We start from the raw sequence: 22,312 nt of genomic DNA, 5'->3' as shown, positions 1-22,312 counted from the left end.
CTGCGTAGAAGTGGGAGAGTAGGTCGCCGCCTTTTTTTAGAGAAATCCGATATTCATTATGAGTATCGGATTTTTTGTGTTTAATCATTTATCTTTAAGCACCTAAATGGACTGTATGCGTTATATTTTATTAATACTGACAATATTCGTAATAAAAGCTCAAAGTCAGGAAAAAGAGACTTTAACGATGGTGTTTATGGGCGATGTGATGGGCCACGACTCACAGATTAACAGTGCCAGAATAGGGAGCAGTAATAAATATGACTATAATAGCTGTTTCAGATACATTAAGGATGATATTAAATCTGCTGATTTAGCAATTGCGAATTTAGAAGTAACATTAGCCGGTGAACCTTACAAAGGCTATCCGACTTTTTCTTCCCCTGATACTATAGCTGATGCTCTTAAACATGCAGGTATTGATGCATTAGTTATGGCAAACAACCACTGTGTTGATAGAAAGAAGTATGGATTGGAGAGGACTTGTGATGTATTAGATTTAAAAGGAATTCCTCGAACCGGTGTCTTTAAGGACTCCTTAGATAAGGTAAAGAATAATCCCCTTATTCTTGAAGCCAAAGGGTTTAAAATTGCAGTGCTTAATTATACCTATGGAACGAATGGTATAAGAGTTCAAAGTCCAAATATTGTCAATCAGCTCGATACAACTAACATGGCAGATGATATTACTTTGGCTAAGCGTAGAGGTGTAGATGAGATTGTAGTTTGTACCCATTGGGGATGGGAATATCAAACGAAGCCAAATCCCGAACAAAAGAAGTTAACGGCATTTCTTCAGTCTAAAGGAGTGAATATAATTATAGGTTCTCACCCGCACGTATTACAACCGATGAAAGTATCGAGTGATAATAAGAATCCGCAGTTGGTAGCTTACAGTATGGGTAATTTCATATCAAATCAAAGACCTAAGCCCAGGGATGGAGCCGCGTTATTGTTTGTTAAAATCACAAAGGAAAAAGGAGTAACAAAAGTAACTAATGCCGAATATCAATTAACTTGGGTTTATACGCCTGTAAAGGCCGGAAAAAAGCATTTTTACGTACTTCCTGCACAACGGCACAAAGATGATGATTGGATTGAAGAAAAGGCCAGAAACAGAATGAAGGAATATCTATCAGAAGCTCGTGATATTCTTAAATACAACCTTGGTGTAAAAGAGCGAATCTTTACTATTAGTAACCAAGAACTACAAGGAATGCAAATGCCTGCGTTTTCTATCAAAACACCATCCAAGATACAAACTAATTAGTATTGACTTAAAAATTGTGCATTGCATCATTATTCCTAAATTTGCAGGCTCAATATAAAAGACAATGCAGGATAAAAAGGCAATAATAGCCATTGATGGTCATTCATCGTGTGGGAAAAGTACAGTAGCTAAAGATTTGGCAAAAGAATTAGGTTTTGTATACATCGATACCGGAGCAATGTATAGGACTGTAACACTTTTTGCGATGAGAAATAAAATGATCGTTGATGGCAAAATTGATGAAGTAGCCTTGCTGCAGGATTTAAGCGACATTAATATTTCTTTTAAATATCAGCCAGAAGAAAAATTGAATGAAACATTTCTGAATGGCGAAAGTGTTGAGCAGCAAATACGAGGTCTTGAGGTAAGTAATAATGTGAGTGCCATTAGTGCAATTGGTTTTGTCAGAAAGAGATTAGTAGAATTACAACAGGAAATGGGCAAAGAAGGTGGTATTGTCATGGATGGTCGTGATATTGGTACCGTTGTATTTCCTGATGCTGACCTAAAATTATTTATGACTGCATCAGCTGAGATTAGAGCGCAGCGTCGCTTTGATGAATTGACAACAAAAGGAGAGGCAGTAGATTTTAATGCCATTCTTGAGAATGTTAAGCAACGTGACCATATTGACAGCACCCGTGAAGAAAGTCCTTTGATGCAAGCTGAAGATGCCGTGGTACTCGACAATAGTCACATTAATAAAGAAGAACAGCTAGAGTGGATTATTAATGTGTTGAAAGAGCGTAACCTGGCTTAGTATGATAAAGGTTGTGATTGACAAATACTCAGGATTTTGCTTTGGTGTACAAAAGGCTATTGAAGCTGCATCATTGCTATTGAAGAGTGGAGAAAAGGTTTATTGTGTTGGCGATATCGTTCATAATGAAGCCGAGTCAAAACGACTGAGTTCACTTGGTATGTCAATCATTAATAGTGAAAAGTTAAATGGGCTTAAAGATGGGGCGGTTTTATTCAGGGCACATGGCGAACCACCACAATCCTATCAGAAAGTTTCAAATGCCGGATTGCAACTCAAAGATGCCACGTGTCCAGTAGTTTTAAAGCTACAGCAGCGCATCAAAAAAGCTTATAAAAAATTGCAAGAATCTAATGGTCAGCTTGTAATATTTGGTAAAAAGGGCCATGCCGAAGTGATTGGTTTGGAGGGACAAACTAATAATGAGGCAATTGTTATTGAACAGCTTTCGGATATTGAGCAACTTGATTTTAATCGAGATATTGAGCTATTTGCCCAAACGACTAAATCGCCCGAATTACTCAAGGAAATTGCAGCAGCCATTGAAGACAAGACTAAAGCTGGTTTTAAATGGCATAATACAACTTGCAAGCAAGTAACTGGTCGTGTTCCTCGCATTAAACAATTTGCTATTCAATATGATGTGGTGGTGTTCGTTGGAGGTCATAAAAGTAGTAATGCCAAAGTTTTATTTCAGGCATGTAAAGAAGCCAATGCAAACAGTTATTTCGTATCTACGCCCCAAGAAGTGAAGAATAAATGGTTTGATAATCCTAATATTTCCGTAGGCGTTTGTGGAGCAACATCAACTCCTAAATGGTTAATGGAAGAAGTGGCAGAAAGCATCCGGGTGCTTCATTAACATTTATTACAATTGTTTGACGAACTAATATAAAAATACCTCGTACATGGTAGCATTGACCAAATTATGATGGGATATTGCTTTTAAAAAGGTAAAATGTACTCTTTTTGTAATATCACCTTGTAATTAGAACATGATTATACCGTTAATTATCAAAACTAACTGCTATTTTTGTGTCAATCTGATATAAAGCCCTTAAAAAGGGATTAATTAAGTAAATATTTTATGAATCGTTTTATTTCTGGGCAGGGATGTCGTAACATTTCTTTGGGCATTTTAATGATTGGTTTAATAGCCTGTCAATCTAATTCGGGTAGTGGAACTTATGAAACCTATGTAGTTGACAAGGGTAATATTGAAACCTGGGAAACTACAGAAGGGCGTGTTGAACCTGCTAATGAGGTGCTACTGCTGAGTCCAACAGCCAGTATTATTACAGAAATACGAAAAGAACCGGGGCAAAAGGTCAAAGAAGGTGAGGTGATATTTTTATTAGATACAGATGCTGTTGAGGATAAAATAGAACAATTAAATGACCAATTAGCAGTTAAACAAAATAGTTTAGAGAAAACTCGTTTAACAGCACGTAGTACAAAAGCAGACTTATCGCACAGTGTTGAAACGAAAAAACTTAAAATATCATCGATCAAATCAGTTATTGCTGATCAGGAGCAATTATTGGAAGTAGGAGGTATATCACAAGCAAAGTTTGATAAAACGAAGCAAGAATTGGTGTTGGCCGAAAAGGAATTGCTATTAGTACAAGAGAAGAATTCTATCCGATTACAACAGTTGGCAGCAGATGAAAAAGGTCTTTTATTACAAATTGAGATACAACAGAAGCAGTTGGAACAGCAAAGAGAACTACTTCAACGAATGGAGGTGAAAGCTCCTTCTGATGGTATTGTATTAGCAATCCATGCCAAACAGGGCGAGAAGGTTTCTGGAGATAAGTTATTAGTTACGCTTTCAGACTTAACACGTTTTAAAATCAGAGCCTCTATAAGTTCCAAAGAGAAGAAAATCATCAAAACAGGCCGTAGGGCTTATGTAATTGTTGATAACACGCGTTTGGAAGGTCGCATAGGTACTGTAACGCCAAAGGTAGAAGGAGATAATATATCCTTTTCAGTGCACCTGATCGATAATAATCACCCCAAGTTAATACCAAACCAGCGTGTTGATTTGCAGATTGTAAAACGAGCACGATATGATGTATTGCGTTTGAAGAAAGGGGATATGATTTCGGATAAAAAGGTGCAAAGCGTTTATGTGATTAATGAGGATAGTGCCGAGCAGCAGGAGCTTCAATTAGGACTGGTTACGGATGACTACATTGAGATAAAAGAAGGGTTAAAAGAAGGCGATGAAGTGGTTATTTCAACTGTTTCGAGCGTGAAAGATGAGACTTCAGTAAGTGTTGAAAAACTTAAAAGGTAGAGTTGTGAGAGTAGTTGGTAGTGTGTTATTAGTTTTCGTATTGGCGTGTTCGGTAAAGGCGCAATCTATCGATCTGAATAAACTAAATTTGACTTTAGGTAATGTTATTGATTTAGCTGTCAACCAGTCTTCATCGGTTAAATATGCCCAAAATAGATATGAAAATTATTTTTGGCGCTATAAGAATTTTCAGGCACAGTTCAGACCTCAGTTAATATTAGATGGCGATTTGCCAAATTACAATCAACGAACACGGGCAGTAACACAACCAGATGGTAGTGTTGAGTTTCGTCATGTATCATCATTGCAAGGAAATGCTCGCTTATCATTAAATCAATCTATCCCACAGACCGGAACAAGAATTTATGCATCCAGCTCATTATACCGCGTACAGGATTTAATTAAAGATGATGTGAATTTCTCTGGCGATCCTTTTGTAGTCGGATTTACCCAACCCATTTTTGCTTATAACTGGATGAAATGGTCACGTAAAACAGAGCCTTTGGTATATGACGAAGCACAAAAAAACTTTGTTGAAACGATTGAAGAAATCTCACGAAATGCCACCTATAAGTTCTTTAAATATCTGAAAGTTCAAACCAATTATAAACTGGCAGATAATAACTTGTCGAACAGTAAGGATAACCTGCGTATTGCTGAAACAAAACGTAAGTTGGGAGCGATCTCAGAGAATGATTATTCGCGTATTCGATTATCTGTATTAACAGCTCAAAAGTCACTGACGCAAGCCAGTATGGATTTGAAGAACGCCGATTTTGAATTGAAATCATATATTGGTCTTGAGCAGGAAACGAATATAGAGCTAGTGATGCCACTCAATATGTTTCTGTTTAAAGTTGATCCGGAGATAGCCTTAAATGAAGCGCTGGAAAACAGGAAAGAAACTACTCAGTATGAGCGACGACTCATTGAAGCAGATAGAGATTTGACACATGCTAAACGAGGCAATGGTTTAGCAGCCACCTTAAGAGGAAGCTATGGTTTATCCAACAGTGCTCCTGATATCCCAGGTGTATATGATGAACCGGAGAAACAACAAATGGTTAAACTATCTTTGTCGATACCATTACTTGATTGGGGGAAATCGACATCTAATGTAAAGCTGGCCGAAAGTAAGCGTGATTTGGTCGTATTTGACGTACAACGTGACCGTGAGAACTTCGAACGAACCGTTATTGTGCAAGTGGAACAATTCAGCCTTCTAAAAGCACAGCTTGAAATTGCCGAAGAGGCTGATAAAGTAGCAGGAAATGGTTATCAAATTGCTTTGAAAAAATTTCAGAATGGTGAGATAAGTATTACCGATTTGAATATTTCTCTTTCGGAGAGAGAAAAAGCCAAGCGTGATTATATCCGATCATTAGAAACATACTGGCTAGCTTATTATCGTTTACGTGAATTAACACTGTATGATTTTGAAAAAGGACAGAAAATCATGTACGATAACCCACTACTTAAAGGCTTAATAAAAGATAAACCAAATGATAAAGTATAATGGACGGACGTCAAAGAAAAAATATACAAACAGGCATTGAGGTAGCTATTGTACTCAAACAAAACCAGCGAAGTGGCGAATTAACCTATGGTGTTGTCAAAGATATTCTCACCAGCAGTAAGTATCATCCGCACGGCATTAAAGTGCGCCTCGAAGATGGTAGTGTTGGTAGGGTGAAGGAGATTGAGGAAGAGTAATTAAACTTTAACCTGCACCTTTTCAATTACCTTGTCGATGATCCGTAAATCGGCCTCGGCCCAGTTTAAAGACTTTAATTTTTCTGGTTCAAACCAACTAACTTTTTCATGCTCTACCACGTGAAGGGTACCTCCGTTGATGGTGCAAATAAATGGGATCAGTTCGATGGTTTTTGATGGATAAGTATGAATGACAGATGTCAATCGTTCAGTAATGCTAATGTTTAAGGCCAACTCCTCGGTAATTTCACGTTTGATGCATTCTTCGGCCGTTTCACCATCATCAATTTTACCTCCCGGAAATTCCCATTTCCAGCTTTCACTCATTTGACGACTGCGTAGTGCAGCAAGAATTTTTCCATTATCTATTATAATGGCACAGGTAACCTGTCTTACTTCGTTGGTTGTAGAAATCATTTCAATTCAAAACTTTGGCAAGACTTCCGCTTAAGAAGCCTTTGTGTGATATTGGTATAGGTGGCTGTAAAAATAATAAAACCGATTAAAAGTGCAAGTCAATGGTATAACGATGTCGTACATCAATATTGCACGACAACTAGTGTGCATTAGCTGTTGTATCTCTCAAAAAAAACAATTTAATGCTGACAGATGCCTGTTATGAAGAAAAATAAAATAATTTTGAAGGAGATACTATCCTAAATCGAATCGTCAAATAATTTGTTTTAAACTATGGTTTTACTGCTACTTTATCTCTCACTTGCCTTAGTCGTATCATTTTTGTGCTCTATTATGGAAGCCGTATTATTATCTACACCCCAATCCTTTTTAATTGTGAAACAGGAAGAAGGTAAAACGTGGGCTCAAAATTTCATCAAGTTAAAAGTCAATATCGATAAGCCCCTGTCAGCCATTCTTTCATTAAATACAGTGGCACATACGATTGGTGCGGCCGGTGTGGGAGCACAAGCCATTAAAGTTTTTGGCGAGGCTTCATTCGGGATAGTATCAGCTGTATTAACCATTTTAATTCTGGTTATCACCGAGATAATTCCTAAAACCATAGGTGCTAAATATTGGCGTCATTTGGTGCGTTTTTCAGCTCTTACAATTCGCGGCATGGTGTTTTTGACTTACCCCTTGGTCATGATGTCAGCCGTTATCACACGATTAATATCCAGTAACAAAAAAGAACAAACCACGAGTCGCGAAGAAATTGCAGCTTTAACCAATATTGGGGCCGATGAAGGTGTTTTTTCAAACAATGAGCATCGTATCATTCAAAACCTCTTAAAGCTTAAAAACGTTACGGTAAAAGAAATAATGACACCTCGTGTAGTGGTGGCTGTTGCTGATGAAAATATGTTGATGGATGATTTTCTGAAGAACAAAGATTACCTGCGTTTTTCGCGAATTCCCGTGTTCTCAGGTGACGATGAGAATATTAGTGGATATGTGTTTCGACAGTCGGTATTTGAAAAACTGGCCGAAGATCAGCATGGATTAAAACTAAAAGATATTAAACGGAAAATTACCATTGTTCCTTATACCATTGTACTGTTTGAATTGTGGGAAAAGTTGCTGGAGCAAAAGGAGCATATTGCGCTTGTAGTTGATGAATATGGTGGATTGGATGGCATTGTCACCATGGAAGATATTATAGAAACTCTTTTAGGTATGGAAATAGTGGATGAAACCGACACTATCACCGATATGCAGGAGTATGCACGCCAACGTTGGAAAACCCGCCAGGCAAAATACGATCAGTTGGGTAGTTTTAATAAAGAAGATTAACTTATAATAACTCCTTAGATGAATACACGTATTCTAATACTATTTATATTGTTTTTGCTCCTGGGGCAAAGTGAAAGCGAGGCTGGCTCAAAAGTAACTAACAACCGGCGATTTAATATTGAAAAGGATTTACTGTTGGCCCATTTCGATTGTAAAACCGATGTTGATGATTTACATTCTGTTGCTGCGATGGCGATAATTTTAAGGTCGGAGACTTATTCCGAAATCAATTTTCACGCGGTAGCTGGTACTTATGGCATTCAGGAAGGATTATATGTTCCACCTAACGATTTGTTTCAATTGGCCTTTGGCAAGCAATGGTCCGATGCTGATAGTGATTTTAAGAAGGCTCTGAACGAAGTATATGCTATTGTTGAATCAACTCTTAATAATGGCGCTAATGTGTGGATAGCTGAGGCAGGCCAATCAGATTTTTCGGCTGCCCATGTCAACTTAATAAAGAAGGAAATGCCCCAGGTTGATACTGGTAATCGCATTACGATTGTGCAACACAGTGATTGGAATGAGAAAGTAACTGCACCTGAAAGTTTACTTTTCGTAAAGGAAAAGACCAACTACTTAAAAATTGAAGATGGGAACGCTGAGGGCAATGGAACACCCGGTTTCCGAACACCGGGATATAACCATTGGAAAGACAAATTAAAGGATCGCAACTTGATTGAAATATGGCAGCTCGCTGTAGACTTGGGTTTGCAATATAACGGAAAGGAAGGGCGATATAACAATAAAGCTGTTGAAACCGGCGGATTGGATTTCTCAGATATTAGTAAAGTATGCTACATTTTAAATCTGGAGGATATTAAAGATACCGAAGAGTTTTTTATGCGTTTCGCGCAATAAGCTTTGCGCAAATTGTTTTGGGCTCATCACAAAACTCATATATCACACGTTAAAATAATTTTACCTTTGCCAAAAACCTAATGCTATGGAAATTCATTACCTGGAAATTATTTCGGCCTTTATTGTCCTGTTCGCGGTTATTGATATATTGGGTTCGCTACCTATTATACTTGACTTGCAAAAGAAGAGTGGTCCTATTAAAGCATTTCAGGCCACATCAGTTGCTTTTACCATTCTTATTATCTTTTTATTTGTTGGTGAAGCTTTACTCGGGCTTTTTGGTGTTGACATATCATCTTTTGCCATTGCAGGTTCTTTTGTATTATTGATAATGGCCTTTGAAATGATATTGGGAATTGAAGTTTTCAGGTACGATTCACCTTCGGGAGCATCCATTGTACCCATTGCCTTTCCTTTAATTGCCGGAGCAGGTTCATTTACCACCCTGCTTTCATTACGTGCCGAATTCGAAACTATCAATATCATTATTGCACTTTTTCTAAATATTGTTGTGGTGTTTTTCGTTTTAAAATCATCCAATTTTGTTGAACGCGTTATCGGTCAGGGCGGTATCTATATTCTGAAAAAATTCTTTGGGATCATATTACTTGCGATGGCTGTTAAGCTCTTTATGACCAATTTTGGCAATATTGTAATGGAGTTTATCAGTGGCATTAAAGCATAGCCAATAGTCATTTGATATGTCGTTATGTGACTCCTTATACCACAATGAATCATTATTTGGCGAGCGGTGAGATGTTGTGTGGCTTACCTAATTTCTAGAGTCTATAATTTGAGAAGCATTATTCAATCACTCATAAATTGAGCAGATTTATGCCGAAACAAATTGTGCCATCTCTTAACACGACTCTATTTTCTTGTCCGGTAGGTTGGATATGTTTATATTTAATCGCTACAACTATGTATTATTACAATACATGTGTTGTAACGAATTATCTATCTAATTCAACAACAAACTAAAAACTCATGAGTATTAAAATCTCCTCCACTTTTGATGCCGGAAACATTGAAGTCGTCAATGCCGAAAATCCAGCTGATGTGCAGCTTAAGATTCGAAAAGATACCAATTCAGACTTTTTGCAGTGGTTTTATTTCAGACTACAGGATGTAAAAGATCAGAGCCTGAAGTTAAATTTGCTAAATGCTGGTGACGCTGCTTATACCGATGGCTGGGATAACTATCAGGCACGTGCATCGTACGATCGGGAAACATGGTTTCAAATTCCGACTACATACGATGGGAGCACCTTGAGCTTGGAATTGACGGCCGAGCATGATTCGGTTTATATTGCCTATTTTTCACCATTTTCGTACGAACAACACCTCGATTTGGTTAATTCTGCGCAACTATCTCCCAAATGTACGCTTGAATGCATTGGGCACACCACACAAGGACGTCCGATTGATTTTCTGAGGATTGGCGATGGCGATAAAAGCAAAAAGAAATTATGGGTGATTGCGCGTCAGCATCCCGGTGAAACAATGGCTGAGTGGTTTATGTTGGGCTTAATCGATCGCTTGCTCGATGAAGAAGACGCCAGTTCGCTTAGCTTATTGAAAAAAGCTAATTTATACCTGGTACCCAACATGAATATTGATGGTAGTATCCTGGGTAATTTGCGTGTGAATGCTAATGGCATTAACTATAACCGCGAATGGGCCGAGCCAAGTATTGAAAACAGTCCGGAAGTATATTACACCAAAGAAAAGATGAGAGAAACAGGTGTTGACTTTGTTTTGGATGTGCATGGCGATGAAGGCTTACCTTATTGTTTCTTGTCGGGTATCGAAGGTATTCCATCGTTTAATGAGAAGCTAAGTCGCTTGACCGATAGTTTCATAACTAATTGGATGGCTTTTAATCCCGATATGCAAAACGATCATGGTTATCCACAGAATGAGTCTGGAAAAGCGAACCTGCAGATCGGTTCAAAAAATCTGGGAGAGGAGTTTCACTGTTTATCACAAACACTAGAAATGCCATTTAAACAAAACGATAATATTCCTGATACGGAGTTAGGTTGGTCATCAGAGCGTTCAATAAAATTAGGCGAAAGCCTGGTGCCTACAATCCTGAGTATTGTTGAAGATTTATAAATACATTAAGAAATAAATTTGACCTGCTGCAAAAAGTAACTCGGGTTTGGGAGAAACGCCAAAAGTATTATGACATAATAAGTAATGTCCCTTGCTTTGTATAGCAGGTAACATATAGATAAAAAGAAGCGGGAGTTACCAAAGTTGCTCCCGCTTTTATTTTTATTCAAACTGTTTAGCCCGGATGGCTTTAAACTCCGAACCGTCTTTCCATTGTGGATAAACATCAGTGTTGGCAATATGCCAGCCCACTCGAAACAATAGCTTTGCATCTTCTTCAACACCTGTTAAATCCCACCAGTCCTCATATTCATCATCGGGTTTGTGGTAGCAGTTGTTAATCCAATATTGTTCCTTCTCACTCATGTAGGCGGTGCCTTTTTCGCGATGATCGTTATTGCCGCGGGCAAATAATGCCGGAATACCTACTCGCGCAAAGCTAAAGTGGTCGGAACGATAATACATGCCTGTATGGGCATTAGGATCAGGTAAAATATAACGGTTTTGCTTCGCGGCTTCTGTTTTAAGTATATCATCTAAATCGGATTTGCCATAGCCGGTTACCATTACATCTTTACATCGTCCAAAGGGCAGCATTAAATCATTATTGATATTAGCTACTGTTTTATGAATTGGGAAAATGGGATGATCGGCATAGTAACCCGAACCGTTTAATCCCGATTCTTCGGCAGTAGGTGCAAAGAATACCACAGTGCGGCGAGGAGCCTGTGGCATGGCTTTAAAAGCTTTGGCTATTTCCATCATCCAGGCCAGCGATGTGCCGTTGTCAACAGCGCCATTGTAAATGGAGTCACCATCAATTTTCTTTCCAATACCTAAATGGTCCCAATGCGCCGAATAAAACAAGTATTCATCGGCCAGGTCGGTGCCTTTTATCATGCCCATGACATTGTGCGATACATCTTTTTTCCAGGAATTAGTCAGCGATAAATTGGCTTTTGCAGGTAACGCAAAGCCTTTGCCGGTATTCTTCTTAGCTTTTACGATAAGCGCATCAAGGTTAAGCTCCATGGCTGAAAATAATTCACGTGCTTTTGACTGATGAATCCAGCCTTCCACCTTGCAGCGATCGGCGTATTTGTTGGCCGACTCAGGATATACCTTGGCCACTGCAGCCGAATTAACAACTACCGACCATGGATAACCAGCCCCTTTGTCATCATGAATTATAAAAACAGCTTCAGCACCTTGTCGTGCTGCTTCTTCATATTTATAGGTCCACCGACCATAATAAGTCATGGCATTGCCGGTAAAAAAGTCATCTCTTCCAGAATCCAGGCCTGGGTCATTAACCAGAACAACGACTGTTTTGCCTTTTACATCTAAATTAGCGTAGTCATTCCAGTTGTATTCAGGTGCAATAATACCATAGCCGACAAACACCATTTCAGAAGCGTTAAGTTCCAATTCCGGTGCCATCTGACGCGAAAAAGCGACAAACTCATTGGAAGAATCTAACGATAGGCTTGTGTGTGCAGTTGAGATCTCAAATGGTGTTTTAACCTGACCTTTCACCATTACTAAAGGAACTTTTTGTAAGTAGCTGTCACCATTGGCCGGTTCTAATCCAATAGCCTTGTAGCATTTTTGAAGGTATTTAATGCTAAGCTCTTCACCTTCTGAAAAAGGTTTACGTCCCTGATAGGCATCGCTGCCAAGTTCAATAATGTATTCTTTCATGGCTTCAGTTGATATCTTCAACTCAGCATCTTTTAGTGCCTGTTCAGAATCCTGACAAGCTACCAGAAGTAGAAAAACCAGTAGTTTATTAATGTGTTTAAGCATGATATGGGTTTTGTAGATGACGATAAAGATAGGATTCCATTATTAATGTTAATCAAATTGAACCGAGCAATTTCAATATTGTTAATCATGAACATACAGGTGTACCAGTGGCTGTTTCTATAGAATTTGAGGTAAATTGGCCATTCTAATCCTCTTTTTGTATACCACAAGGATGGGCACCTTCTGTTAGTTTTGCATCAAATTAAAATGATAAGAGCATGAAAGAATTTTGGGATGAGCGATATAGTCAGGCTGAGTTTGCCTACGGCGAGGAACCAAATGTATTTATAAAGGAACGACTTCCGGACTTTCAACCTGGTAAAGTATTATTCCCGGCTGAAGGAGAAGGACGCAATTCAGTGTATGCAGCTGAGCTGGGTTGGGAGGTGGCGGCCTTTGACTTTAGCTCGAAAGGAAAGGAACGGGCAGACAAGTTGGCTGCGTCTAAAGGCGTAAGTATCGACTACCAGGTAAAGGGTATTTTGGAAGAAAGCTATGAAGCAGAATCCTTTGATGTGATTTGTTTGACCTATGTTCACTTTCCGCCTGAGATTAAGGATGAAATGCATCCACGATTGGATAGATATTTAAAACCTGGTGGACACATCATTCTGGAAGCTTTTAGTAAGGAACATCGCGAATTGAATAAGGTCAATCCGGATTTAGGAGGACCGCCTGATGCCTCAATGATGTATTCTAAAGAGGAAATAAAACACGCTTTTGGAAACTATGAAATTGTAGAGCTATCAATAGAAATGCGACATCTTAACGAAGGTTTTGGTCATGTGGGAGAAGGTTCAGTGATTCGTTTTATTGGAAGAAAACCTAACTAAGAAATAGGTTGAAAATCTTATTTTAGGCGGTTTTTATAAAGAAGCACAACGGCATCACTGCCGATGCCGAATGAAGATTATTGGTCGATTTTTACGTACCTTGAAATATGAATACTAATCGTAAAAGAGCTTGTGATGAAGATAGCAGTAACAGCAGCGAGCGGAAGCCTGGGCTCTGCCATAGTGAAAGAACTGGTGCAAAAAACAGGAGCAGACAATGTGCTTGGCATAGCTCGCACACCTGAAAAGGCACAATCACTCGGTGTTGAGATTCGAAAGGGTGACTACAATAGTTATGCAGACTTTGTAAAAGCGCTCGAAGGAATGGATGCCGTATTGATTGTTTCAGGTATGGATCATCCCGATAAACGGATACAGCAGCATCGTAATATTATTGAAGCAGCCAAAGAGAATGGTCTTAAAAAGATTGTTTATACCAGCATTTACGGGGCCGAAGAAGGTAATGCTTTTAGTCCGGTTGTGGGCAGTAACCGACAGACCGAATTGGATATTAAAGACTCAGGATTACAATGGGCCATTGGTCGTAATGGTATTTACATTGAGCCTGATTTGGAATACATCGATACTTATGAAAAAGAGGGTGGCATAATCAATAGTGCAGCCGATGGAAAGTGCGCATACACCTCACGAACGGAACTGGCTTTTGCTTACTTCAAATTACTGACAGACGATACCCTGACAGGAAAAACTTATAACTTGCTTGGCGAGTCTCTTACTCAGTATCAATTGGCCGAAGCCATCAGTAAAACTTATGCGATTAACTTGCCATACAAGCCAATTTCAGTCGAAGCTTATACCCAGCAACGGCAGGCAGCCTTAGGTGAGTTCTTAGGAACCGTTATTGGCGGTATCTACGAAGGAATACGCAGTGGAAAGTTTGATGGGCATTCTGATTATAAGACAGTAGCAGGCCGTGAGCATCAATCACTTCATGACATGATAAGGTCATTTAAATCATTAAGCAAATAATTTAACCGGACGATGACATGCGTATTTATGCTTATATTTATGATTTCAATCCAATAGCGTCCGAAATAATAAAACTATTGCTTTTAAAATTCTTGTTCTTCTTTGGCCTCAGCTGGTGAACCATGAAACAAGGTTGTTTGACGCTTAAAAATCGTTTTTGTTTGAGCGAAGCGAGTTTAAACGATTTCAGTCAAATAAGCGTAGTTTTATGAGTGAATCAGGTGTAGTCTTGATGTTTTTTCCTTAGTTTTTGACATCAAGATCAAAAAGTAAGTTGGGTTTGGGCGAATAGCCCAATGTTATAAAATAATTAGGACAACATTGATTTCAAACGAACAAATACCAATTATGAACCTAAGCATTGACGAAATAATAGATACTTCAAATCTGATAATATCCGATATTAAAGTGTGTAAAACAGCACAAAATATGGAGCTTATTAAGCAACGCATCGAAATTTTCAAAGAGGTGTTTATGAGTAAAGCCAAACATAAAGCAGATGAAGGTTTGGTGGAGACTTACTACAATTTACTTATTGAACTGGCCGACTATGCAAGGATGAAAATGGACTTTGAGAGTCAATTGTCATAGATATCAAAATGATAACAAACTTTATTGGCCATGAGTTATGCATCTGATGCCTCAGCACAGAAAGCCCCTTTGTACATCCTGTTTCTGCTTATCCTGGCTGGCGAAGCGGTTTTTATTCTTCCCTTTGTACTGGCACGTGTATTTCGCCCAACAGTATTGGAGGTATTTCAGGTAGATAACCTACAGCTAGGTCTTTGTTTTTCAGTTTATGGTGTTGTGGCTATGCTTTCATATTTATTTGGTGGACCTTTAGCCGATAGGTACTCATCTCGCAAATTAATTGCCATTGCACTATGGCTGACAGCTATAGGAGGAATCTTATTTGCCACCTTTCCGCAATTGCTGGTTTTGCAGATATTGTATGGTTATTGGGGATTCACGACTATTTTTTTGTTTTGGGCACCCATGATAAAAGCGACCCGCTTATGGGGAGGCAACAATTCACAAGGCAAAGCCTTTGGTTTTTTAGAAGGCGGTCGTGGTTTGGTTGGTGCATTATTTGGAAGCATTGGCCTTCTTGTTTTCTCATTTGTAATAAGTAACGATGAATATCAAGGGCTCGACCTCAGTACTAATCGCGCGGCCTTCCGTCAGGTGATTCTTGTATGTGCAGGTATGGTAGCCTTTGTAGGCCTACTGGTATGGCGGTTTATGAGGCTTGACAACTATGCAGCCAAGGAAATTGTCATTGACAAAATTAGTTACGATCAGATTAAACAAGTATTACGATTGCCATCGGTATGGCTGCTAATGATTATTATCCTCTGTGCCTATGTGGGTTATAAAATAACCGATTTATTCTCCCTATATGCCAATGATGTGATGCAATACGATCCGGTTCAATCAGCGCAGGTGGGCACCGTTTTGCTTTATATGCGTCCGGTTCTTGGAGTCATTATTGGCTTATTGGCCGACCGTACGCAAAGCACAATAATGCTCATACTAGGTTTCGTGCTGGCTATCATTGGTGCCATCCTGTTTGCGACTGGGAGCATTATTAGTTCAGCTCCTCTCTTGTTTATCGTGTCTACCTTGATTGTAGCCACAGGTGTTTATGCCACTCGTTCATTATACTTTGCCATTATGAAAAAAGGTCAGATTCCACTTTATCTCACCGGTACAGCGGTTGGCCTGGCTTCATTGCTTGGTTATACCCCAGATGTGTTTGTTGGGCCTGTTACTGGCTATATGCTTGAGAATGCACCTGGTATTAAAGGACATCAACATGCCTTTTGGTTTTTAGCGTGTTTTTCGATTATTGGCTTAATAGCTTCTGTGGTATTTCACCGGTATTATAATCGTATTGAGTCATGAAGAGGATTCACTCCACCACTGGCTACCACTTTCCGCAGGCCATCGCACCATCCAAGAACCCCGTTGAATTTCCTACGGGCCTGACATCAGCAACGTAGATGGGTACCTTTCAATCGAAGTGAGCATAGAATTAAAAGCTGTTTGTAGATGACTGCTGTTTTATGAATAATACCTTCAACTCCCTAATGCCGGGAAGGCATTCCCATTTTTTAGAAAAACGGGAAACAAAAACCTTATTGAAAGAGGTGATTGATACGCATCAGAGTTGGATTTATTGCTGCAGGCTTTCCTTCTCCTTTGTCGAAGCCGCATTTGTTCATTTGTTTTTTATGTATTCACGATTTCCACTTTGTTCCAATTCGCTATATCCACTCTTATCACGTCCTTTCAATGATTCGAAACCTTGTTTCGAGTGGTGCATGAAATGACGATAATTTCCAAGGGATCTGACATCAGCAACGCAACTTGGGACCCACTTGATGAAGCGTAGGAAATGAAAGAATTTTTATAAAATCATGAATACCTATATAATAAACACAAATGAATAATTGGAGCACGTAAAGGGAATCTTTAAATCTTTCCCGTAGCAAGTCAATAGTGGGTAAGTGAGCGCTTTAGTCAGCGGGGTTTTTCGTTAGTTTTTCACCTGCTGGAAAAAGTAACTCTGGTTTGGGCGAAGCGCCAATTCTTACTTCCTTTTACATTGCCCAAAAGGAACAAAACTCTAGTCTGGCAAAATGTCCCACGCGCTCAAACTAATTTCTATACATCTAATAAAAGTAAAGCCTTTTATCAAAGGCAAAAGCAAGCTCCTTTTAAGAAGTATCACGAAATTAGTTTTTCACCCCACCACTGGCTCCACTGCCAGACAAACCACCGCGCTGTCAAAACGTTGTTTTGAATGACGAATGAGTCTGACGATATTATCCATGGATACTGACATCAGCAGCGCAACTTGGGCCCCACTTGATGAGGCGTAGGAAATGAAAGAATTTTTATAAAATCATGAATACCTATATAATAAACACAAATGAATAATTGGAGCACGTAAAGGGAATCTTTAAATCTTTCCCGTAGCAAGTCAATAAAGGGTAAGTGAGTGCTGTAGTCAGCGGACTCTTTGTATGCTTTCTCGACTGTAGGAGAAAGTATAAGCTCTCGTGGCTAGAGCGAACGCCTTATCAATCAAATTTTCTTTAGACATTGCTGTGTAAGAAAAATATATGTTATTGATTTTTAAAAGATGTCAATCAATGCTTCCCTTGGGGAGCTGTCTGCAGGACTGTGGGGGTATCAACAAGAAATTATTCCTAAAAAAAATGGATTTTCCGGATGCTCCCGCATCTTTCGAAATCTCGTTTCGAACAAGACACGCTCACTAATTGGTTAAATAGTATTCGTTCTGGTGTCTGATGTTGATTTAATATGCTTTTATCACATTCGTAAAGGTTCTGATAGCCAAGTTGCACTGTAGTTATTGGTAGGTGGCTCAAATAGATTCGTTGTAAGAAATCAATAATTGGTTTATGGCAGAATGATTGCGTTACTTGCTGCTTAATAAATTGTCACTTATGATGCTTGTTTATATGCTAAGTATTGTGCATTTTTAACTTGGTATTTGCAACAGGATAAATCCTAAGTAGCAAGATTATATACCTTCTATGGAAAAATCACTTGGTAATGGAAAAAGAAAGCACCAAAGAAATATCAAATCAAGATCTGGAAGTATTAAGCAAACTGAATTTAACATCCATCTTCGAAAATACGACAGATAGCGTTTGGGCAATCAATACTAACTATGAGATTATGTTTGCCAATAAGGTTTTTGTCACATCGTTTCATAACGAGTTTGGTATTAGCATTTTGCCTGGTGTAAATCTTCTTTCTGCTTTGCCGGAATCTCTCAGGGAATCATGGAAAAATAAATATGACAGAGCTTTAAATAATGAGTCCTTCTCATTTACTGAGCGTTTAAACGCTGAAAATGAATTATTGCACTTCGAAGTTTTTATGAATCCCATCATAATAGAAGGGAAGATCATTGGCGCTTTATTCTTTGGGAGAGATGTCACGCAGCGTAGACGAGATGAAGAAGCTATTAAAGAATCACAATTACTGTTGAAGGCCAGTCTTGAAAGTCAAAAGGGAACGATTCTGTTTTCGATAAATAAAAACTATGAATATCTGTATTTCAATTCTGCACATGAGGATGTGATGAAATATGCCTATGATCAGAATGTAAAAGTAGGAATGAATGTGCTTGAGTGCATGACGAATGAAGAAGATATATTAGTGGCGAAAAATAATTTTGATAAAGCCTTAGGCGGCGAATCGCATTCGAATGTTAGAGAGTTTGGAGATGATAATATTGCTTATTACGAAAGTTATTTTAACCCGATAAAAGATAGCAATAACCAAATAATTGGTGTAACAGCCCTGGCCAGGAATATTAGTGAACGGAAGAAAGCTGAACTGGCGTTAATAGAGCGAAAGGCCGAATTGAAGGAGTTAAATTCTACCAAAGACAAACTTTTTTCCATCATCGGACATGATTTGCGTGATCCATTTAACAACATATTAGGATTCTCGGATATTTTAATAGCGAGGGTAAATGACACTTCCTTTTCTGAGCATGAGGAGTACTTAAAGTATATTAATACCACAGCAAGTAATACGTTGATACTACTCGACAATTTGCTTGGTTGGGCAAAATTCCAAACACGAACCTTAAGTGTCCACTTAGAAAAGTTAATGCTGTCAGATGTTATAAAGGAGGTTGTCAACCTAACAAAAATTAGAGCAGAGGGAAAGAACATTTCCTTAACGTTTGTTACAAATGAGCCTATTGAAGTGAAAGCAGATAAGAACTTGCTGAAAACAATTCTTAGAAATCTAATCTCTAATGCCATCAAATATACAGAACCAAAAGGTGCGATACACATATCGGCAATGCAAAAGGAAGCGTGTGTTGAAGTGAGCGTATCAGATAATGGTATTGGCATCAGCAAAACTCAACTAAATAAGCTATTTCAGTTAAATCCAGAGTCAAGTACAAGGGGTACTGCCAATGAAAAAGGTTCAGGTTTGGGACTATTGCTGTGTCAGGATTTTATTAATGAACTAAATGGGAAGCTGTGGGTAGAGAGTATAGAAGGACAAGGAAGTGATTTTATATTTACATTACCACTATGGAGTTATAATGGCAGAGCAGAAGCCATGAGAAATTAGTTCGGGATGAGCCATCGCGGTTTGAGCGATTGTCTTACCAGACGGGTTTTCATCCTTTTTTAAAAAAGGATTGCAAAAACCTTATTGAAAGAGGTGATTGCTGCGCATCAGAGTTGGATTTATTGCTGCAGGCTTTCCTTCTCCTTTGTCGAAGCCGCATTTGTTCATTTGTTTTTTATGTATTCACGATTTCCACTTTGTTCCAATTCGCAATATCCACTCTTATCACGTCCTTTCAATGATTCGAAACCTTGTTTCGAGTGGTGCATGAAATGACGATAATTTCCAAGGGATCTGACATCAGCAACGCAACTTGGGACCCACTTGATGAAGCGTAGGAAATGAAAGAATTTTTATAAAATCATGAATACCTATATAATAAACACAAATGAATAATTGGAGCACGTAAAGGGAATCTTTAAATCTTTCCCGTAGCAAGTCAATAGTGGGTAAGTGAGCGCTTTAGTCAGCGGGGTTTTTCGTTAGTTTTTCACCTGCTGGAAAAAGTAACTCTGGTTTGGGCGAAGCGCCAATTCTTACTTCCTTTTGCATTGCCCAAAAGGAACAATCCCGCTCATGATTTTTGTGGATTTTAAAACTAAAATCCTACAAAATCGATGTCGGGACTAGCCGGAAAGAATGCCCTCGCGCTCTTATCTCTTCTTTATAATTCTAATGAAGTAATATGTTTTTCAAACATAAAGGCAAGTCTCTTCATTGAATTATTAAAAGAAGAGATAATTCACTCCACCACTGGCTTTCACTTTCCGGCAGGCCACCGCGCTGTCAAAACACTGTTTTGAATAGTGAATGAAAAGACGATAATTTCCAAGGGTTCTGACATCAGCAATGTAACTTGGGACCCACTTATTGAGTGGAAGAAAGGAAGATTTGGAGCACGATTTGAGAATCATTAAATCTTCCCTGTAACGAAATTTTAGTGGGTAAGTGAATGCTGTCGTCAGCGGACTCTTTGTATACTTTCTCGACTGTAGGAGAAAGTATAAGCCCCGCGGCTCAAGCGAAACTGTCAATCAGCTCTCCACCTTTTTAAGGGGGAGTTCGTCGCGATTGCGGCGGGAGGGGGTTTGATTATAAAACCAGATAATCGGGTATAAAAAATCCCTGCAATATACATTGCAGGGAAAGGCATCAACCTCACTCTTGATTGGAGTCACACATTAGACGTTTCCATTTCTTCTAATTCCTCCACTTCCTGTATGGCTTTCTTTGAACCATAGATCACATAATCGGTGAAGAAGGCCTCATTGCTTCGAGCCCAAATGCTTTTGCCCACATCACAGGCTTCGCCTACCAGGGTATACAGTTCATTGGCTATCTGGGTGCGCTTAACACGCATTTCGCGGCGCGCACTGATGCTTAGCTGCTGATCATCAATTTTATCATCCAGGTCGGCACGTTGTGCAGTGATGGCATCAAGCATGGTTTGATCAACATTGCGTGTGGCTAATTGCTCCAAATGACCTTTTGCCGTATTAACAATGTGTACCGTAAAGGTGACCAGTTCTTTATCGCTCATCTTACTTAGCTTATAAAAGGCATAGGTCTGAAATTCGTAGGATTTTTCACCCAGTGCATATTTGGCACGTAGTTTAAGGTCACTTATTAAGTCATCCAGGAGCTGGCGACTCTTTTTTTTCAATTGGGTCTTTAATTTCTGCTGAGCAGCATAGTAATCGTCGGGTAGCAATTCACGTAAGTTATCGGCAGCGACTTTTATTTTATCACTAAAGGATGTGTCGTAGCCAAACTTGGCAAACTGTGCCATATCGCGTACGATAAAAGCCAATACCTTGTCGGCTCGTTGTACTAGTTCAGCCAGGCTGAAGCTAAATAGGAATGTTAGTTTTTTCATAAAATTTATGGATTAAAAATTCGCAGTACCGAAATTATGTAATTATTAAACTTGAACTAACGGTATGTGATAAATAGCTATAAATATTTGACCAATATTGTTATTTATGATACGAACGGATAAATGACATTGTGAAATAGATATTGCCCAAAAGATTTCGCTTTAGCTGATAAAAATAAGATGTACATTCTCAGAATAGAAGGCCATTATTGTTGAAAAATCGAACAAAATACATGAAATGGCTTCCGTAGCCTTAAATAAAAATAAAACAAAGCTACGGAAGAGCCATTTAAGCCTACGGAACACTAAATCAGGCCTACGGAAGACCATTTTAAAGCTACGGAACACCAAAACAGAGCTACGGAACACCATTTTAAACCTACGGAAGAGTGATTTAAATCTACGGAACACCAGATTAAGTCTACGGAAGCCAAAATCAAGCCTACGGAAGAATATTTTAAAGCTACGGAAGCCGTATTACTATCATTTGAGTAAATGACTACTTAATATATTGTGGTTTATTTACTTGGTTATATGCTAAGGATTGTGCACTTTTAAATGGGGCATTGAAAGCATGGCATCACAACATGACGTAAAAATAGATACTAAATAAAAAACGTTATACGATATATATACCAAGGGCTTTATGATATAAGTCAGAGTGCTGTGTTGATTAGTTGTGTTTCATGTAAAGAGAGAGCTGTACAACTAAAGGCATCGCACATTTGGGGCATTTGCAAGCCCTTACGCACAAATCTAACGATTTAGCTTGCGAAAGATTCATATTTAACAAGCCCACAGTTGAAATAGATATGATATGAGTAACTGACATTTCCCATGTCTATTAGGCAGCACTTGAAAGCTGCATTTCTATTAGCCTGAAGATTTTGTTGTCTTC

18 protein-coding genes are annotated in these 22,312 nt (G+C 38.8%); 15 read left to right on the top strand and 3 right to left on the bottom strand.

Annotated features, from left to right (window positions below; all coding sequences use genetic code 11):
- The first annotated feature begins 115 nt into the window (after positions 1–115).
- The 6 genes from JIV24_RS19240 to JIV24_RS19215 all read left to right on the top strand — a co-directional run bounded on the left by JIV24_RS19240 (position 116) and on the right by JIV24_RS19215 (position 6,045).
- Complete coding sequence (locus JIV24_RS19240; RefSeq protein ID WP_200466709.1) at positions 116–1,270, top strand: CapA family protein; 1,155 nt, start codon at positions 116–118, stop codon at positions 1,268–1,270.
- Between the two features lie 64 nt (positions 1,271–1,334).
- Positions 1,335–2,030 (top strand): (d)CMP kinase, encoded by a 696-nt coding sequence (gene cmk / locus JIV24_RS19235; protein WP_200466708.1) that lies wholly within the window; start codon positions 1,335–1,337, stop codon positions 2,028–2,030.
- 1 nt (position 2,031) lies between these two features.
- Positions 2,032–2,892 carry a 4-hydroxy-3-methylbut-2-enyl diphosphate reductase gene (locus tag JIV24_RS19230; RefSeq protein ID WP_234445888.1) on the top strand — a complete coding sequence of 287 codons (861 nt, stop codon included), beginning with the start codon at positions 2,032–2,034 and terminating at the stop codon, positions 2,890–2,892.
- A gap of 225 nt (positions 2,893–3,117) precedes the next feature.
- Positions 3,118–4,332, top strand: coding sequence for an efflux RND transporter periplasmic adaptor subunit (locus JIV24_RS19225; protein WP_200466707.1), 1,215 nt, complete (start codon positions 3,118–3,120; stop codon positions 4,330–4,332).
- Between the two features lie 4 nt (positions 4,333–4,336).
- Positions 4,337–5,848 carry a TolC family protein gene (locus JIV24_RS19220; protein ID WP_200466706.1) on the top strand — a complete coding sequence of 504 codons (1,512 nt, stop codon included), beginning with the start codon at positions 4,337–4,339 and terminating at the stop codon, positions 5,846–5,848.
- Positions 5,848–6,045 (top strand): YwbE family protein, encoded by a 198-nt coding sequence (locus JIV24_RS19215; protein ID WP_200466705.1) that lies wholly within the window; start codon positions 5,848–5,850, stop codon positions 6,043–6,045. Before JIV24_RS19220 ends, JIV24_RS19215 begins: the two co-directional genes overlap by 1 nt.
- Here JIV24_RS19215 and JIV24_RS19210 read toward each other — a convergent pair whose 3' ends face one another.
- The gene (locus JIV24_RS19210) at positions 6,046–6,462 is read right to left on the bottom strand and encodes a (deoxy)nucleoside triphosphate pyrophosphohydrolase (protein WP_200466704.1); all 417 of its coding nucleotides are present in this window, start codon (positions 6,460–6,462) and stop codon (positions 6,046–6,048) included.
- 273 nt (positions 6,463–6,735) lie between these two features.
- Here JIV24_RS19210 and JIV24_RS19205 point away from each other — a divergent pair, with 273 nt between their 5' ends.
- From JIV24_RS19205 to JIV24_RS19190, 4 genes are all read left to right on the top strand, one after another.
- Positions 6,736–7,797 (top strand): CNNM domain-containing protein, encoded by a 1,062-nt coding sequence (locus JIV24_RS19205; RefSeq protein WP_200466703.1) that lies wholly within the window; start codon positions 6,736–6,738, stop codon positions 7,795–7,797.
- Between the two features lie 18 nt (positions 7,798–7,815).
- Positions 7,816–8,658, top strand: a complete 843-nt coding sequence (locus JIV24_RS19200) for a hypothetical protein (protein ID WP_200466702.1) — start codon at positions 7,816–7,818, stop codon at positions 8,656–8,658.
- Between the two features lie 85 nt (positions 8,659–8,743).
- Positions 8,744–9,343 (top strand): MarC family protein, encoded by a 600-nt coding sequence (locus JIV24_RS19195; RefSeq protein WP_200466701.1) that lies wholly within the window; start codon positions 8,744–8,746, stop codon positions 9,341–9,343.
- A 302-nt stretch (positions 9,344–9,645) separates the two neighbouring features.
- Positions 9,646–10,776 carry a M14 family metallopeptidase gene (locus JIV24_RS19190; RefSeq protein ID WP_200466700.1) on the top strand — a complete coding sequence of 377 codons (1,131 nt, stop codon included), beginning with the start codon at positions 9,646–9,648 and terminating at the stop codon, positions 10,774–10,776.
- A 162-nt stretch (positions 10,777–10,938) separates the two neighbouring features.
- Here JIV24_RS19190 and JIV24_RS19185 read toward each other — a convergent pair whose 3' ends face one another.
- Positions 10,939–12,582, bottom strand: a complete 1,644-nt coding sequence (locus JIV24_RS19185; protein ID WP_200466699.1) for a M28 family metallopeptidase — start codon at positions 12,580–12,582, stop codon at positions 10,939–10,941.
- A 218-nt stretch (positions 12,583–12,800) separates the two neighbouring features.
- Between JIV24_RS19185 and JIV24_RS19180 the strand changes: the two genes are divergently transcribed.
- From JIV24_RS19180 to JIV24_RS19160, 5 genes are all read left to right on the top strand, one after another.
- The gene (locus tag JIV24_RS19180) at positions 12,801–13,415 is read left to right on the top strand and encodes a class I SAM-dependent methyltransferase (RefSeq protein WP_200466698.1); all 615 of its coding nucleotides are present in this window, start codon (positions 12,801–12,803) and stop codon (positions 13,413–13,415) included.
- A 135-nt stretch (positions 13,416–13,550) separates the two neighbouring features.
- Entirely contained in the window at positions 13,551–14,405 is an 855-nt protein-coding gene (locus JIV24_RS19175; protein WP_234445887.1) for an SDR family oxidoreductase, read from the top strand.
- 348 nt (positions 14,406–14,753) lie between these two features.
- A complete protein-coding gene (locus tag JIV24_RS19170; protein ID WP_200466696.1) occupies positions 14,754–14,996 on the top strand; it encodes a hypothetical protein in 243 nt (80 codons plus the stop codon).
- A gap of 30 nt (positions 14,997–15,026) precedes the next feature.
- Positions 15,027–16,310 (top strand): MFS transporter, encoded by a 1,284-nt coding sequence (locus JIV24_RS19165; protein ID WP_200466695.1) that lies wholly within the window; start codon positions 15,027–15,029, stop codon positions 16,308–16,310.
- 1,680 nt (positions 16,311–17,990) lie between these two features.
- Positions 17,991–19,538, top strand: a complete 1,548-nt coding sequence (locus JIV24_RS19160) for a sensor histidine kinase (RefSeq protein ID WP_200466694.1) — start codon at positions 17,991–17,993, stop codon at positions 19,536–19,538.
- 1,174 nt (positions 19,539–20,712) lie between these two features.
- Here JIV24_RS19160 and JIV24_RS19155 read toward each other — a convergent pair.
- On the bottom strand, positions 20,713–21,414 hold the full coding sequence (locus JIV24_RS19155) for a hypothetical protein (protein ID WP_200466693.1): 702 nt from the start codon (positions 21,412–21,414) through the stop codon (positions 20,713–20,715).
- Positions 21,415–22,312: the final 898 nt, after the last annotated feature.

This window comes from Carboxylicivirga marina, assembly GCF_016612505.1.
GTDB classification, from domain to species: domain Bacteria; phylum Bacteroidota; class Bacteroidia; order Bacteroidales; family Marinilabiliaceae; genus Carboxylicivirga; species Carboxylicivirga marina.
Note: the sequence above shows the minus strand (reverse complement) of the source record. Positions and strands in the feature narration are given on the sequence as shown.

Coding starts and splice junctions, on each gene's coding strand:
- JIV24_RS19240 (WP_200466709.1), top strand. CDS start 116: ATGCGTTATATTTTATTAATACTGACAATATTCGTAATAAAAGCTCAA.
- cmk (WP_200466708.1), top strand. CDS start 1,335: ATGCAGGATAAAAAGGCAATAATAGCCATTGATGGTCATTCATCGTGT.
- JIV24_RS19230 (WP_234445888.1), top strand. CDS start 2,032: ATGATAAAGGTTGTGATTGACAAATACTCAGGATTTTGCTTTGGTGTA.
- JIV24_RS19225 (WP_200466707.1), top strand. CDS start 3,118: ATGAATCGTTTTATTTCTGGGCAGGGATGTCGTAACATTTCTTTGGGC.
- JIV24_RS19215 (WP_200466705.1), top strand. CDS start 5,848: ATGGACGGACGTCAAAGAAAAAATATACAAACAGGCATTGAGGTAGCT.
- JIV24_RS19210 (WP_200466704.1), bottom strand. CDS start 6,462: ATGATTTCTACAACCAACGAAGTAAGACAGGTTACCTGTGCCATTATA.
- JIV24_RS19205 (WP_200466703.1), top strand. CDS start 6,736: ATGGTTTTACTGCTACTTTATCTCTCACTTGCCTTAGTCGTATCATTT.
- JIV24_RS19200 (WP_200466702.1), top strand. CDS start 7,816: ATGAATACACGTATTCTAATACTATTTATATTGTTTTTGCTCCTGGGG.
- JIV24_RS19195 (WP_200466701.1), top strand. CDS start 8,744: ATGGAAATTCATTACCTGGAAATTATTTCGGCCTTTATTGTCCTGTTC.
- JIV24_RS19190 (WP_200466700.1), top strand. CDS start 9,646: ATGAGTATTAAAATCTCCTCCACTTTTGATGCCGGAAACATTGAAGTC.
- JIV24_RS19185 (WP_200466699.1), bottom strand. CDS start 12,582: ATGCTTAAACACATTAATAAACTACTGGTTTTTCTACTTCTGGTAGCT.
- JIV24_RS19180 (WP_200466698.1), top strand. CDS start 12,801: ATGAAAGAATTTTGGGATGAGCGATATAGTCAGGCTGAGTTTGCCTAC.
- JIV24_RS19175 (WP_234445887.1), top strand. CDS start 13,551: ATGAAGATAGCAGTAACAGCAGCGAGCGGAAGCCTGGGCTCTGCCATA.
- JIV24_RS19170 (WP_200466696.1), top strand. CDS start 14,754: ATGAACCTAAGCATTGACGAAATAATAGATACTTCAAATCTGATAATA.
- JIV24_RS19165 (WP_200466695.1), top strand. CDS start 15,027: ATGAGTTATGCATCTGATGCCTCAGCACAGAAAGCCCCTTTGTACATC.
- JIV24_RS19160 (WP_200466694.1), top strand. CDS start 17,991: ATGGAAAAAGAAAGCACCAAAGAAATATCAAATCAAGATCTGGAAGTA.
- JIV24_RS19155 (WP_200466693.1), bottom strand. CDS start 21,414: ATGAAAAAACTAACATTCCTATTTAGCTTCAGCCTGGCTGAACTAGTA.